Source organism: Serratia marcescens subsp. marcescens ATCC 13880 (assembly GCF_017299535.1).
Lineage (GTDB): Bacteria > Pseudomonadota > Gammaproteobacteria > Enterobacterales > Enterobacteriaceae > Serratia > Serratia marcescens.
In genome coordinates this window covers 2,274,138-2,287,270 of record NZ_CP071238.1, presented here as the reverse complement: position 1 = coordinate 2,287,270, position 13,133 = coordinate 2,274,138, and the positions used below count along the sequence as shown (strand labels likewise).

Below are 13,133 nucleotides of genomic sequence, written 5' to 3'. Positions count from 1 at the left end.
AACAACCTTGTAAAGTAACACCTTATAATCTCTATATCTCAATCAGCTATTGTGTACGCGCCTTGCGTCACACTCTTTTTTTAAAGAGGCGTTTATCCTGCGCCGTTTGCGTCGGGCCGTTTCTTTAAATTTCCTCTGTTCATAGTCGGATATCAGACGCCGCGGGCTTATTTCCCGTTGGTATACGTATGCACCCGCAGAAATTGTCTAAGCTGTTTCCTAACGGGTCATCAGTCAGAAGAAGGTGATGGAGAAGCTATGAGTTCATCGTGTATAGAAGATCTGAGCATCCAGGATAACCAGTGGTACCGTATCGCGCACGAAATGCTCGGTCTGGCCGGTATCGAAATCAACGGATCGCGCCCTTTCGATATTCAGGTTAAAAATCCCGAATTCTTTAAACGCGTTTTGCAGCAAGGGTCACTGGGCCTGGGCGAAAGCTATATGGACGGTTGGTGGGAGTGCGAGCGGCTGGATATGTTCTTTCAGCGCGTGGTCAGCGCCGGGCTGGAGAAGAAACTCCCCCACCACCTGAAAGATACCCTGCGTATCGCCGCCGCGCGCCTGACCAATCTGCAATCGAAAAAGCGCGCCTGGATCGTCGGCAAAGAGCATTACGATCTTGGCAACGATCTGTTTACCCTGATGCTCGATCCTTACATGCAATATTCCTGCGGCTACTGGAAAGACGCCACCACGCTGGAGGAAGCGCAGGAAGCCAAGCTGCGGATGATCTGCGAGAAACTGCAGCTGCAGCCGGGCATGCGTTTGCTGGACATCGGCTGCGGCTGGGGCGGCCTTTCCGCCTATGCGGCGAAAAATTACGGCGTGTCGGTGGTCGGCGTGACCATTTCCGCCGAACAGCAGAAGCTGGCTCAGGCGCGCTGCGCCGGGCTGGATGTGCAGATCCTGTTGCAGGATTATCGCGATCTGCATCAGCAGTTCGATCGCATCGTGTCCGTTGGCATGTTCGAGCATGTCGGGCCGAAAAACTACCGCACCTATTTCGACGTGGTGGAGCGCAATCTGGCACCGCACGGCCTGTTCCTGCTGCACACCATCGGCTCCAACAAGACCGACATGAACGTCGATCCCTGGATCAACAAATATATCTTCCCGAACGGCTGCCTGCCCTCAGTGAGACATATCGCCGAGGCCAGCGAAGGCCATTTCGTGATGGAAGACTGGCACAACATCGGCGCCGACTACGATCGCACGCTGATGGCCTGGTTCGAGCGCTTCAAACAGGCGTGGCCGCAGCTCGCCGAGCGCTATTCCGAGCGCTTCGAACGGATGTTCAGCTATTATCTGAACGCCTGCGCCGGCGCGTTCCGGGCGCGCGATCTGCAGCTATGGCAGGTGGTGTTCAGCCCGAAAGGCGTGGAAGGCGGCATCCGCGTCGCACGCTGAACGCTCCCCCTAATAAAAAAAGCCCCGGCAACCTCATCGCCGGGGCTTTTTTGTTCTTTCTAACCAGGCGGCTTAGCCGCAGTAAACGCGGATGATTTTATCGTCGCTGTCGCCAAGGAAGTTCAGGCGGCGCAGGTTGAAATCCATGGTGACGGCAGAGTTGTACGGAATGGCTCGCACCTTGGCGTCGATCCGCACGCCTTCCAACGAGGTCATCGGTTTGCCGACGAAGTTTTGATACTGCGATGCGCCACAGGTATCGTCCGCATCGGCCATTTGAGCGCCAGCGCCCTGCTCAGGCGAACTGCTGCAAGCGCTCAGCGCCAGCAACGCGGTTAACAACAACGTTTTCCCATAAAACTTCACGCGTTTCTCCTCTCTGCTTATGATTCGATGCCGGCGGTCACGCCAGAATCGCTGTCAGTCTTTGTGCGCCGGCGCCATCGCCGCTGCCAACGTCGCTTCCCGATTGGCCAGCACGCGCTCGACGGTGTCCACCACCGCCTGCGTTTGCGGATCGATCTCGATGTTCACCTTGTCGCCGAGGCGTTTCTTACCCAGCGTGGTGCGATCCAGCGTTTCCGGGATAAGGTGCACGCAGAAACGGTTATTCACCACTTCACCGATGGTCAGGCTAATGCCGTCGATGCCGATGAAACCTTTGTGCAGCACATATTTCATCAATTCCGCATTCGGCATGCGCAGCCATACCTGGCGGTTATTTTCCGAGGTATAAATTTTGGCCACTTCCGCCGTGCAGATAATATGGCCGGACATCAAATGACCGCCAATTTCATCATTGAATTTCGCCGCGCGCTCGATATTGACGATGTCGCCCAGCGCCAGATCGCCGAGGTTGGTCAGGCGCAGCGTTTCCTTGATCAAATCAAAGCTGACGCGGTTGCCTTCCACCGCGGTGACGGTCAGGCAGCAGCCGTTATGCGCCACCTGCTGCAAGCGCTCAGCGCCAGCAACGCGGTTAACAACAACGTTTTCCCATAAAACTTCACGCGTTTCTCCTCTCTGCTTATGATTCGATGCCGGCGGTCACGCCAGAATCGCTGTCAGTCTTTGTGCGCCGGCGCCATCGCCGCTGCCAACGTCGCTTCCCGATTGGCCAGCACGCGCTCGACGGTGTCCACCACCGCCTGCGTTTGCGGATCGATCTCGATGTTCACCTTGTCGCCGAGGCGTTTCTTACCCAGCGTGGTGCGATCCAGCGTTTCCGGGATAAGGTGCACGCAGAAACGGTTATTCACCACTTCACCGATGGTCAGGCTAATGCCGTCGATGCCGATGAAACCTTTGTGCAGCACATATTTCATCAATTCCGCATTCGGCATGCGCAGCCATACCTGGCGGTTATTTTCCGAGGTATAAATTTTGGCCACTTCCGCCGTGCAGATAATATGGCCGGACATCAAATGACCGCCAATTTCATCATTGAATTTCGCCGCGCGCTCGATATTGACGATGTCGCCCAGCGCCAGATCGCCGAGGTTGGTCAGGCGCAGCGTTTCCTTGATCAAATCAAAGCTGACGCGGTTGCCTTCCACCGCGGTGACGGTCAGGCAGCAGCCGTTATGCGCCACCGACGCGCCCAGCTCCAGCCCCGGCAGCAGCTCGGCAGGCATTTCGATCACGTGGGTGCGGAAATTGGGTTTCTCATCAATGGCGACCAACGGCGCGGTGCCCTGTACGATACCGGTGAACATATGTGCCTCTTCTTGCTAAATAGGTTAAAACGCTACCGGCAGTTTGCCCCAGTTGGCGCTGAAAACCAAATCCGCGACGGCAAAAAACGAATGGCTGCGCATTTAATAACTCTTTATCTGCGGCGTTTGCTTAACGGCGCCAAGCAGGTACAATCTTTTTGACAAAATTCCACTATTTTAATTGTTGTCCTCTCGCGGCAGCCCTCCCTCCCACATATATAAATAGAAAAGGTGTATGCGTGCAGAAGTACTTAATTGAAGCGCGTAGTTTATTGGCTCTCGCTATCCCGGTCATCATCGCGCAAATATCGCAAACCGCCATGGGCGTGGTGGATACCATCATGGCCGGCGCTTACAGCGCCACCGACATGGCGGCGGTGGCGGTCGGCACCTCGATCTGGCTGCCGGCCATTTTGTTCGGCCACGGCCTGCTGCTGGCGCTGACCCCGGTGATCGCCCAGCTCAACGGCGCCGGCCGTCGCGATCGCATCGCCCATCAGGTGCGTCAGGGCTTCTGGCTGGCCTCCGGCGTGTCCGTGCTGCTGATCGTCGTGCTGTATAACTGCAAGTTCGTCATCGACATGATGCACAACATCGATCCGCAGTTGGCGGATAAAGCCGTCGGTTATCTGCACGCCATCATGTGGGGGGCGCCGGGTTACCTGTTCTTCCAGGTGATGCGCAACCAGTGTGAAGGGCTGTCCAAAACCAAGCCCGGCATGGTGATCGGCTTCCTCGGCCTGCTGGTGAATATCCCGATCAACTACATCTTTATCTACGGCAAGTTCGGCATGCCGGAGTTGGGCGGCGTCGGCTGCGGCGTCGCCACCGGCAGCGTCTACTGGATCATGTTCCTGATGATGCGCTGGTACGTGAAGCGCGCGCCGTCGCAGCGCGACATCAAGCGACAGGCAGGCGATCTCGGCAGCCCGGACTGGGCGGCGCTGAAGCGCCTGATCGGCATCGGCATGCCGGTGGCGCTGGCGCTGTTCTTCGAAGTCACGCTGTTCGCGGTGGTGGCGCTGCTGGTTTCGCCGCTCGGGATCGTCGCGGTCGCCGGCCACCAGATCGCGCTTAACTTCAGCGCGCTGATGTTCGTGCTGCCGCTGTCGCTGGGCGTCGGCGCCACCATCCGCGTCGGTTATCGTCTGGGGGAAGGTTCGGTCGAAGGCGCGCGCGTCGCCGCTTACTCCGCCATCGGCGTCGGTATCACCATGGCCGTTTGTACCGCGCTGTTTACCGCCACTTTCCGCGAACCGATCGCCCTGCTGTACAACGACAGCCCGGCGGTGGTGGCGATGGCCTCGCAGTTGATGCTGCTGGCGGCGCTGTACCAGATCTCGGATTCGGTCCAGGTGATCGGCAGCGGCGTGCTGCGCGGTTATAAAGATACCCGCGCGATCTTCTTCATCACCTTTATCGCTTATTGGGTGTTGGGCCTGCCGAGCGGCTATCTGCTGGCGTTAACCGATGCGGTGGTGCCGGCGATGGGGCCAAGCGGTTTCTGGATCGGCTTTATCATCGGCCTGACCTTCGCCGCCATCATGATGGCGCTGCGCATGCGCTGGCTGCAGAAACAGCCGACCGCCGTCATTCTGCAGCGATCCACGCGCTGAACCCGCGCCCGGCCGGTTTCCTCCCCGGCCGGGTCGCGGTTTGCGGAAAAAAACGCCGGACTGCGCACAACCTCAGCAATCGCGTGAAATACCGAATAAAATTGCGCTTTTCCCCTTGCCAGCACGCAGGTAGCTCGTTAATATTCGTCCCCGCTGTCAGCCATGACAGACAGGAAAAGATGCGTCCGTAGCTCAGTTGGTTAGAGCACCACCTTGACATGGTGGGGGTCGGTGGTTCGAGTCCACTCGGACGCACCAAATTCCAGAAGCAGTACAGTGCGTCCGTAGCTCAGTTGGTTAGAGCACCACCTTGACATGGTGGGGGTCGGTGGTTCGAGTCCACTCGGACGCACCAAATTTCAGAAGCAGCGCAGTGCGTCCGTAGCTCAGTTGGTTAGAGCACCACCTTGACATGGTGGGGGTCGGTGGTTCGAGTCCACTCGGACGCACCATATTGCTGATTCATCTCTCCCCCTATCGCGTTATACTTCCCGTTGTTTCGTCTCTGCCCGACCGTTCGATTTTTCATGTCGATTGCGCCGAACTACCGCCATCAGCCATCAGGAACGCCACATGACCACCTTCACCGCCAAAACCGCCTTTTTACCGCTCGACAATGGCCTTGCCCGCCGTGAAGGCGTGATGAGCGACGGTTCGCCGGCGGCGGAAGTGCGTTTCGAGGCCGGCGCCTTCGGCCAACTGCAAAAGCCCGCGCACGCGCGGCAAACCCGGGTGATATCCGGCGAATTCGAGTTCACCCTCGGCGGCGACACCCGGATAGTACGTGCCGGCGAGAGCCTGACCCTGCCGGCCAACGTCGCCAGCGGCTGCTTCTGCCTGAGCGCCGGCGTGCTGCTGGAAATCCCGCAAACGCGCTAAGCCATATTTACAGCAAGGTTATTTGCGCAACAAGCGGTGCGCAACGCGTTGCATTTGCGCCACATTTGCCCCTGTTTTGACATATCCGCCACACCGCCGCGGTTTTTTATTTTGTTTCCCGCCGCTTAGCCTTTATAATGCGCAACGTCTATCAGTTGAATGGTTTCAGCCCTTGATCTGCGAAAACGCAATAACAACACGATGTGATCTCACCCCGTTGCGCAGCATCTCCGCGCCCCCGCGCGGGCTGAATTTTTCCGCCCCACTTCAACTGTCGTCACCTATCCTTAACTATGTTTTTCACCACCAGGCACGGCTCAAATTCCCTATCGGCGTAAACAACGCCGGTCAAATTCGTTTTTTTATCCATCACAACTTGTAGAAAACTCCGCCATGAAAAAGACCAAAATTGTTTGTACCATCGGTCCAAAAACCGAATCGGAAGAAATGCTGACCAACCTGCTTAATGCGGGCATGAACGTGATGCGTCTCAACTTCTCTCACGGCGACTATGAAGAGCACGGCAACCGCATCAAGAACATGCGCGCCGTGATGGCGAAAACCGGTATCAACGCCGGCATCCTGCTGGATACCAAAGGCCCGGAAATTCGCACCATGAAACTGGAAGGCGGTAAAGACGCCTCGCTGGTCGCCGGCCAAACCTTCACCTTCACCACCGACCAGAGCGTGATCGGCAACAGCGATCGCGTAGCGGTCACCTACGCCGGCTTCGCCGCCGACCTGAAGATCGGCAACACCGTGCTGGTTGACGACGGCCTGATCGGCATGGAAGTCACCAACGTGACCGAGAACGAAGTCATTTGCAAGGTGCTGAACAACGGCGACCTGGGCGAGAACAAGGGCGTCAACCTGCCGGGCGTGTCCATCCAGCTGCCTGCGCTGGCCGAAAAAGACAAACGCGACCTGATCTTCGGCTGCGAGCAAGGCGTCGACTTCGTGGCGGCGTCCTTTATCCGCAAACGCTCCGACGTGCTGGAGATCCGCGAGCACCTGAAAGCCCACGGCGGCGAGCAGATCCAGATCATCTCCAAGATCGAAAACCAGGAAGGCCTGAACAACTTCGACGAAATCCTCGAAGCGTCCGATGGCATCATGGTTGCCCGTGGCGATCTGGGCGTCGAGATCCCGGTAGAAGAAGTGATCTTCGCCCAGAAGATGATGATCGAAAAATGCAACCGCGCGCGTAAAGTGGTCATCACCGCCACCCAGATGCTCGATTCCATGATCAAAAACCCGCGCCCTACCCGCGCGGAAGCCGGCGACGTCGCCAACGCCATCCTGGACGGCACCGATGCCGTCATGCTGTCCGGCGAGAGCGCCAAGGGCAAATACCCGCTGGAAGCGGTCAACATCATGGCGACCATCTGCGAGCGCACCGATCGCGTGATGCCTAGCCGCATCGACTCCCTGAACGATCGCCGCAAGCTGCGCATCACCGAAGCGGTGTGCCGCGGCGCGGTTGAAACCGCCGAGAAACTGGACGCGCCGCTGATCGTGGTCGCCACCAGCGGCGGCAAATCGGCGAAATCCGTGCGTAAATACTTCCCGAACGCGGTGATCCTGGCGCTGACCACCAATGAAACTACCGCGCATCAGCTGGTGCTGAGCAAAGGCGTCATTCCGCAGATGGTCAAGGAAATCGCCTCTACTGACGACTTCTACCGCATCGGTAAAGAAGCCGCCCTGGCCAGCGGCCTGGCGCAGAAAGGCGACGTCGTGGTGATGGTTTCCGGCGCGCTGGTGCCGAGCGGCACCACCAACACGGCCTCGGTACACGTGCTGTAATATAAAACGTGACATAATTGTCTTGATCAAAACGCCGCTTTGCGGCGTTTTTTTTATCAGCAGTAAACTATTTTTCTCAAAACGCAACCGCGATCCGCTCATTATTTAGCTAATAAAGAATCGGAGTAGTCCCATGGAAGCCGGCTGTTTTCCCTCGTTTTTTTAACTAATTTGTAAAACCAGATGCAAGTTTGAGCGAACGATCAAAATAAAGCACCTCAACACTAAAAAATTATTCTCTTTCGAAAAAAGTTTGTGTAATACTTGTAACGCTACATGGAGATTAACTCAATCTAGAGGGTGTTATAATGAATCGTACTAAACTGGTACTGGGCGCGGTAATCCTGGGTTCCACTCTGCTGGCTGGCTGCTCTAGCAACGCTAAAATCGATCAACTGTCTTCTGACGTTCAGACTCTGAACGCTAAAGTTGATCAGCTGAGCAACGACGTGAACGCAATGCGTTCTGACGTTCAAGCTGCTAAAGACGACGCAGCACGCGCTAACCAGCGTCTGGACAACCAAGCTCACGCTTACAAAAAGTAAGATAGCTTTGGTTATTGAAAACGGCGCACATTGTGCGCCGTTTTTTTTGTCTGTCCGTCAGCACTGGATGTTGCCTGCACGGCAAGCAAAAAAAAGAGGTTCAGCACGCTGAACCCCTCTTCGACCGCTCAATCCTGCAAACTTAGTTCACCGAACTGATTGGCGCTGCCTTGAATGGGCTCTTATTCGCCGCAGGAGCCGCTGCAGGCGTCAAACTCACCGCCGACGGGCTCTCCCCTACGTTGACCAGCACCGGCATGCCAGAACGGCGTACAACCGCGCTATCGAATACGGCGCGATCGGTTTGCCCATCGGCCGCAAAGGCTTTCTCCGCTTTAGACAACGCGATCGGCATGGTCTGCGGATCATCACTTTCTACCCGCGACAGCGGCTGGTGCACTTCCACATAGCGTTTGCCGTCCGGCTCGACGGAAATCTTCACCGGATCGTTGATCACTTGCACCCGCGTGCCGCGCGGCACCATGTTGAACAGCGCCTCGATGTCCGTCGGACGCAGACGAATGCAGCCGGAGCTGACGCGCATGCCGATACCGAAGTTGGCGTTGGTGCCGTGGATCAGGTATTCACCGCGCCCCATCGCCAGACGCAGGGCGAACAGCCCCATCGGGTTTTCAGGGCCGGCCGGCACCACCGCAGGCAACGTCACGCCCTGGGATTGATAGCGCTTGCGGATGTTGGCGGTGGGCGTCCAGGTCGGATTAGGGATCTTCTGGCTGATGGAGGTCACCTCCAGCGGCGTGTGCATCCCGGTCTGGCCGATGCCGATCGGATAGACAATCACTTTGTTCTCGCCTTTCGGGTAGTAATAAAGGCGCAGTTCGGCCAGGTTGACGATGATCCCTTCACGCTTGGTGTCAGGCAGCAGCATTTGGGTCGGAATGGTCAGCACCGTACCCGGCTTGGGCAGGAACGGGTCAGTGCCCGGGTTGGCTTCCAGCATGCCCAGCAGACCGATCTTGTAGTCAGCGGCGATGGCTTCCAGCGGGCGGCCGTCGTTTGGCACGGTATAAGTGGTGTTTTCGCCGATCAGACGGCTGTCCGGCGGCGGCAGCGGGTACTCGGTCGCACTGGCGGCCTGCGTGCCGGCCAATACGGTGGCGAAGACCATGCCCATTAAACTCAACGCACGTTTCATTATCATCCCTATATTTTTTATGACGGTTCGCCCACAAGGCTAACGAGCGCCTGGTGGTGGGTAAATCAGACAATACCTGATTAATACTAGCAACGCTGGTATCAAAGGCAATAAGTCCTCTAAAAATCAACACGTTATAACGTAATCGCCGTCATTGATTGTCAACGAAACGTCAACAGATAAGCTGCTGAAATATCACTGAATTGGGCGCGTTGTTCGGGGGAAAACCGTGAATTGTAAAGACTCATTGACAAAGCGAAGATATCAATGAGTCTTGAGGATAAGGGCGTTATGGGTCAGGCCAGCTGCGCCGCTTTACTGCGAATGGCGCGGATCATCGCCTCCAGCCCTTGTGAGCGCGAAGGCGTCAGATGTTGGCTGAGCGCCAGCTCGGTGAAAAACGGCCGCACATCGAGATCGACGATCTGCTGCGGCGTCAATTGACGATAAAGAATGAACACCACCGCCAGCAGCCCTTTGACGATCGCCGCGTCGCTGTCGCCGTGAAACTCGACCTGCCCCTGCTCATCGCGACGCATCACGATCCACACCTGGCTCTGACAGCCGGAGATCAGGTTGCCGGCCTGCCGCTCGGCCTCGTCCAGCGGCGGCAATTTGGCGCCGAGTTCAATCACGTACAGGTATTTCTCCTCCCAGTTCAGACAGCGGGAGAAATTACGCACCAATTTATCTTTGTCCGGCAAATTCGCCATGGGGATCCTTTTGTACGCCGGGGACGCGCCCCGGCCTAACCTAATAGCTGATGAATGCGTTGCAGCCCGGCCACCAGCCGGTCCACCTCTTCGCGGGTATTATATAACGCCAGCGAAGCGCGGCACATGCTCGGCACCTGATAAAACGCCATCAGCGGCATCGCGCAGTGATGGCCGGTGCGAATGGCGATACCGTACTGATCGAGGAAGCTGCCGACGTCATAGGCGTGGTGTTCCCCCAAATTAAAGGCGATCACCCCGGCGCGATGCGCCGGACCATAGATTTTCAGCGTCGGCACCTGCTTGAGCGCCTCGAGCGCGTAATGCATCAGCGACTGTTCATAATCGTGGATCGCATTCAGGCTCAAAGCTTCGACGTAATCAAACGCCGCGCCCAGCCCCATGATGCCGGCGGTGTTCGGCGAACCGGCCTCGAAGCGCCACGGCGGATCGGCGAAGGTGGTGCCCGCCGTCAGGCTGACCTGCCGGATCATCGAGCCGCCCCCTTCCCACGGCGGCATCTGCTGCAACAACGCCTGGCGGCCATACAGCATGCCGATGCCGGAAGGGCCATACAGCTTATGGCCGGAAAACACGTAGAAATCGCAGTCCAGCGCCTGGACATCGACGCGCTGGTGCATCACCGCCTGCGCGCCGTCCACCAGCACCGTCAGATCCGGCGCCAGGGTTCTGGCGCGGGCGATGATGTCGCGCACCGGGTTGACGGTGCCCAGCACGTTGGAGACCTCGGTCAGCGCCAGCAGTTTGCAGGACGCGTCGACCAGTTCCGGCAACCGCGCCAGATCCAGCGTGCCGTCCGGCTGCAGCGGCCACACCCGCAGCTGCAACCCACGCTCTTGCGCCAGCATCTGCCACGGCACGATGTTGGCGTGGTGCTCCATCTCGGTGATGAGAATTGCATCGCCCGGCTGCAGCAGGTGGCGGCCAAAGCTGTTGGCCACCAGGTTGATGCCTTCGGTGGTGCCCTTGACGAACACCATCTCTTCCGCCGAGGCGGCATTGATAAAGCGCGCCGCCTGTTCCCGCACCGCTTCCATCTGCTGAGTCGCCTCGGCGCTCAGGGTGTGGATGCCGCGATGCACCGCCGCATAACCGTGGCGGTAGAACTCCAGCTCACGGTCGATCACCGCCTGCGGTTTCTGCGCGCTGGCGGCGCTGTCGAGATAGGCCAGCGGTTGGCCGTTCACCTCACGCGCCAACAGCGGGAAATCGCCGCGTACGCGTTCAATCGGATAACTCATGCAGCCTCCCCCGGCAGGCGCTGGGCGATGCGAGCCAGCACCCGTTCCCGGATGGTGTCGTTGGCGATGCCTTCGGTCAGCTCGGCGGCGAAGGCGAAGATGATCATCTGCTGCGCCGCGTGCTTGTCGATGCCGCGCGACTGCAGATAGAACAGCTGCTCTTCATCGATGCGCCCCACGGTGGCGCCGTGGCTGCACTTGACGTCGTCTGCGTAGATCTCCAGCTGCGGCTTGGTATCCACTTCTGCCACCTTGCCCAACAGCAGGTTATGGTTGGTCATCTGGCCGTCGGTTTTGATCGCGTGCTTGGCCACTTTGATCATGCCGTTGAACACCGCCTTGCCGCGATCGCTGACCACGGTTTTATGCAGCTGCCGGCTTTCGCAATAGCCCTTATTGTGCTCCAGATAGGTGCGGGTGTCGCAGATCTCTTTGCCCACCGGCAGCACCAGGCTGTTGATCACCAGATTCGCGCCTTCGCCGTTCAACTGCGCGCTGGTGTTGTGCCGCGTCAGGCCGGCGCCCAGCAGGAAGCTGTCGCTTTTCACCCGCGCGTCGCGGCCGATAACCAGATCGTTGTGGGCAAAGTGGTAGCTTGGCTGGCTCTCAAACGCCAGCTTGCAGTGCAACAGCCCGGCGTTGTCCGCCACATTGGCGGTCAGGCGCGCGCCGGTGAAGTGCGCGGCCTCGCCCAGGCTGACGTAGTGTTCGATCACTTCCGCCTCAGCCCCGCGCCCGATCTCCAGATGATGGCGGTGATGCACGGTGTTCACTTCCCCGGCTGCGCCGCGTCCGCTGCTGATGTGCAGCAGATACAGCGGGCGTGCAGGGATCTTGCCGGCCGGCAAGCGAATCAGGCTGGTTTCCTGCGCCAGGCTTTCGGTCAGGTGCAGAAAAATCTCCGGCTGGATCGGCTCCGGCAACGCCTGAGGCGTGCCATAGGCGGTCAACTCGAACTGGTAATCGCTCAAGTCGCCATCGCTCAGCGCGGCGCTGTAGCGGCCGTCGATAAACACCAGCCGACAGGCATCGATGCCGAGCGCCAGCGCATCGAGCTGCTCTGCGCTCACCGGGGCGGGCTGCGGTTCGAGGAATTGCTGCTCCAGCAGGCTCTCCAGCGGCGTGTATTTCCAGTTTTCATGCTTGCGCGTCGGCCAGCCGAGGCGCAGCGCCTGCTGCCAGTGCGCCAGCGCATGCGGCGAACGCTCGCCGCCGCGGCCTTCGAACAGGCGATACAGCTGCTGCAGCGCGTTTGAATTACTGTTGGTCGGTAAGCCAGCCATAGCCCTGCTCCTCCAACTGTTTCACCAGCGAGAAATCACCGGATTTGACGATGCGCCCCTGCGACAGTACGTGTACGTAATCCGGCTGGATATAGTCCAGAATGCGCTGGTAGTGGGTAACGATGATAAAGGCGCGCTTGCCGTCCCGCAGCGAGTTGACGCCGTTGGCGACGATCTTGAGCGCATCGATGTCCAGGCCGGAGTCGGTTTCATCGAGAATGCACAAATCCGGTTCCAGCGCCGCCATCTGCAGAATGTCGTTGCGTTTTTTCTCGCCGCCGGAGAAGCCGACGTTGACCGAACGGGTCAACAGATCGGCCGGCATGTCCAGCAGCGCGATTTTCTCTTCGATGAAATCGGCGAAGTCAAAGCGATCCAGTGGCTCCTGTTCGCGGTATTTGCGCACCGCGTTGACCGATGTCTGCAGGAAGAAGTGGTTGCTGACGCCGGGGATCTCCACCGGGTACTGGAAGGCCAGAAACACGCCCTCGCCCGCGCGATCTTCCGGATCCAGCTCCAGCAGATCCTTGCCTTTGAAGGTGACTTCCCCTTCGGTCACTTCATATTCTTCACGCCCGGCCAACGTGGCGGACAGCGTGCTCTTGCCCGAGCCGTTCGGCCCCATGATGGCGTGCACTTCGCCCGGTTTGATCTCCAGATCCAATCCCTTGAGGATTTCGTTGCCTTCCACGCTGACTTTCAAATTCTTGATGCTTAACATGCTGTGTCCTCAGATAGCGCCGACGGC

12 protein-coding genes, 3 tRNA genes and 1 pseudogene are annotated in these 13,133 nt (G+C 58.3%); 8 read left to right on the top strand and 8 right to left on the bottom strand.

Annotation, left to right across the window (positions count from 1 at the left end):
- Nucleotides 1–258: 258 nt before the first annotated feature.
- Nucleotides 259–1,410, top strand: coding sequence for a cyclopropane fatty acyl phospholipid synthase (cfa, locus tag J0F90_RS11010; protein WP_004931341.1), 1,152 nt, complete (start codon nt 259–261; stop codon nt 1,408–1,410).
- Nucleotides 1,411–1,482: 72 nt separating this feature from the next.
- Here cfa and J0F90_RS11005 read toward each other — a convergent pair whose 3' ends face one another.
- From J0F90_RS11005 to J0F90_RS10995, 3 genes and pseudogenes are all read right to left on the bottom strand, one after another.
- Complete coding sequence (locus J0F90_RS11005) at nt 1,483–1,776, bottom strand: I78 family peptidase inhibitor (RefSeq protein WP_016927929.1); 294 nt, start codon at nt 1,774–1,776, stop codon at nt 1,483–1,485.
- Between the two features lie 54 nt (nt 1,777–1,830).
- Nucleotides 1,831–2,358, bottom strand: a pseudogene (locus tag J0F90_RS11000) (riboflavin synthase); the annotation flags it as partial.
- Nucleotides 2,359–2,474: 116 nt separating this feature from the next.
- Nucleotides 2,475–3,125 (bottom strand): riboflavin synthase, encoded by a 651-nt coding sequence (locus tag J0F90_RS10995; protein WP_016927930.1) that lies wholly within the window; start codon nt 3,123–3,125, stop codon nt 2,475–2,477.
- A 239-nt stretch (nt 3,126–3,364) separates the two neighbouring features.
- Here J0F90_RS10995 and J0F90_RS10990 point away from each other — a divergent pair, with 239 nt between their 5' ends.
- The 7 genes from J0F90_RS10990 (at nt 3,365) to J0F90_RS10960 (ending at nt 7,971) form a co-directional block, all read left to right on the top strand.
- Nucleotides 3,365–4,741, top strand: coding sequence for an MATE family efflux transporter (locus tag J0F90_RS10990; RefSeq protein ID WP_028128174.1), 1,377 nt, complete (start codon nt 3,365–3,367; stop codon nt 4,739–4,741).
- A 181-nt stretch (nt 4,742–4,922) separates the two neighbouring features.
- A tRNA-Val gene (locus tag J0F90_RS10985) sits at nt 4,923–4,999 on the top strand.
- A 20-nt stretch (nt 5,000–5,019) separates the two neighbouring features.
- Nucleotides 5,020–5,096, top strand: a tRNA-Val gene (locus tag J0F90_RS10980).
- Nucleotides 5,097–5,116: 20 nt separating this feature from the next.
- Nucleotides 5,117–5,193: transfer RNA gene (locus J0F90_RS10975), tRNA-Val, on the top strand.
- A gap of 121 nt (nt 5,194–5,314) precedes the next feature.
- Nucleotides 5,315–5,620, top strand: a complete 306-nt coding sequence (locus J0F90_RS10970) for a cupin domain-containing protein (protein WP_016927932.1) — start codon at nt 5,315–5,317, stop codon at nt 5,618–5,620.
- A 393-nt stretch (nt 5,621–6,013) separates the two neighbouring features.
- Nucleotides 6,014–7,426, top strand: a complete 1,413-nt coding sequence (gene pykF / locus J0F90_RS10965; protein ID WP_016927933.1) for a pyruvate kinase PykF — start codon at nt 6,014–6,016, stop codon at nt 7,424–7,426.
- Nucleotides 7,427–7,734: 308 nt separating this feature from the next.
- A complete protein-coding gene (locus J0F90_RS10960; protein WP_004931354.1) occupies nt 7,735–7,971 on the top strand; it encodes a major outer membrane lipoprotein in 237 nt (78 codons plus the stop codon).
- 142 nt (nt 7,972–8,113) lie between these two features.
- Here J0F90_RS10960 and J0F90_RS10955 read toward each other — a convergent pair whose 3' ends face one another.
- The 5 genes from J0F90_RS10955 to sufC all read right to left on the bottom strand — a co-directional run bounded on the left by J0F90_RS10955 (nt 8,114) and on the right by sufC (nt 13,106).
- Complete coding sequence (locus J0F90_RS10955; protein WP_004931356.1) at nt 8,114–9,127, bottom strand: L,D-transpeptidase family protein; 1,014 nt, start codon at nt 9,125–9,127, stop codon at nt 8,114–8,116.
- A 296-nt stretch (nt 9,128–9,423) separates the two neighbouring features.
- The gene (gene sufE, locus J0F90_RS10950) at nt 9,424–9,840 is read right to left on the bottom strand and encodes a cysteine desulfuration protein SufE (RefSeq protein ID WP_004931358.1); all 417 of its coding nucleotides are present in this window, start codon (nt 9,838–9,840) and stop codon (nt 9,424–9,426) included.
- Nucleotides 9,841–9,875: 35 nt separating this feature from the next.
- On the bottom strand, nt 9,876–11,102 hold the full coding sequence (gene sufS / locus J0F90_RS10945) for a cysteine desulfurase SufS (protein ID WP_033640497.1): 1,227 nt from the start codon (nt 11,100–11,102) through the stop codon (nt 9,876–9,878).
- Entirely contained in the window at nt 11,099–12,385 is a 1,287-nt protein-coding gene (sufD, locus tag J0F90_RS10940; RefSeq protein ID WP_033640498.1) for a Fe-S cluster assembly protein SufD, read from the bottom strand. The genes sufS and sufD overlap by 4 nt, the downstream gene beginning before the upstream one ends.
- Entirely contained in the window at nt 12,360–13,106 is a 747-nt protein-coding gene (sufC, locus tag J0F90_RS10935; RefSeq protein ID WP_016927936.1) for a Fe-S cluster assembly ATPase SufC, read from the bottom strand. Before sufC ends, sufD begins: the two co-directional genes overlap by 26 nt.
- Nucleotides 13,107–13,133 lie beyond the last annotated feature (27 nt).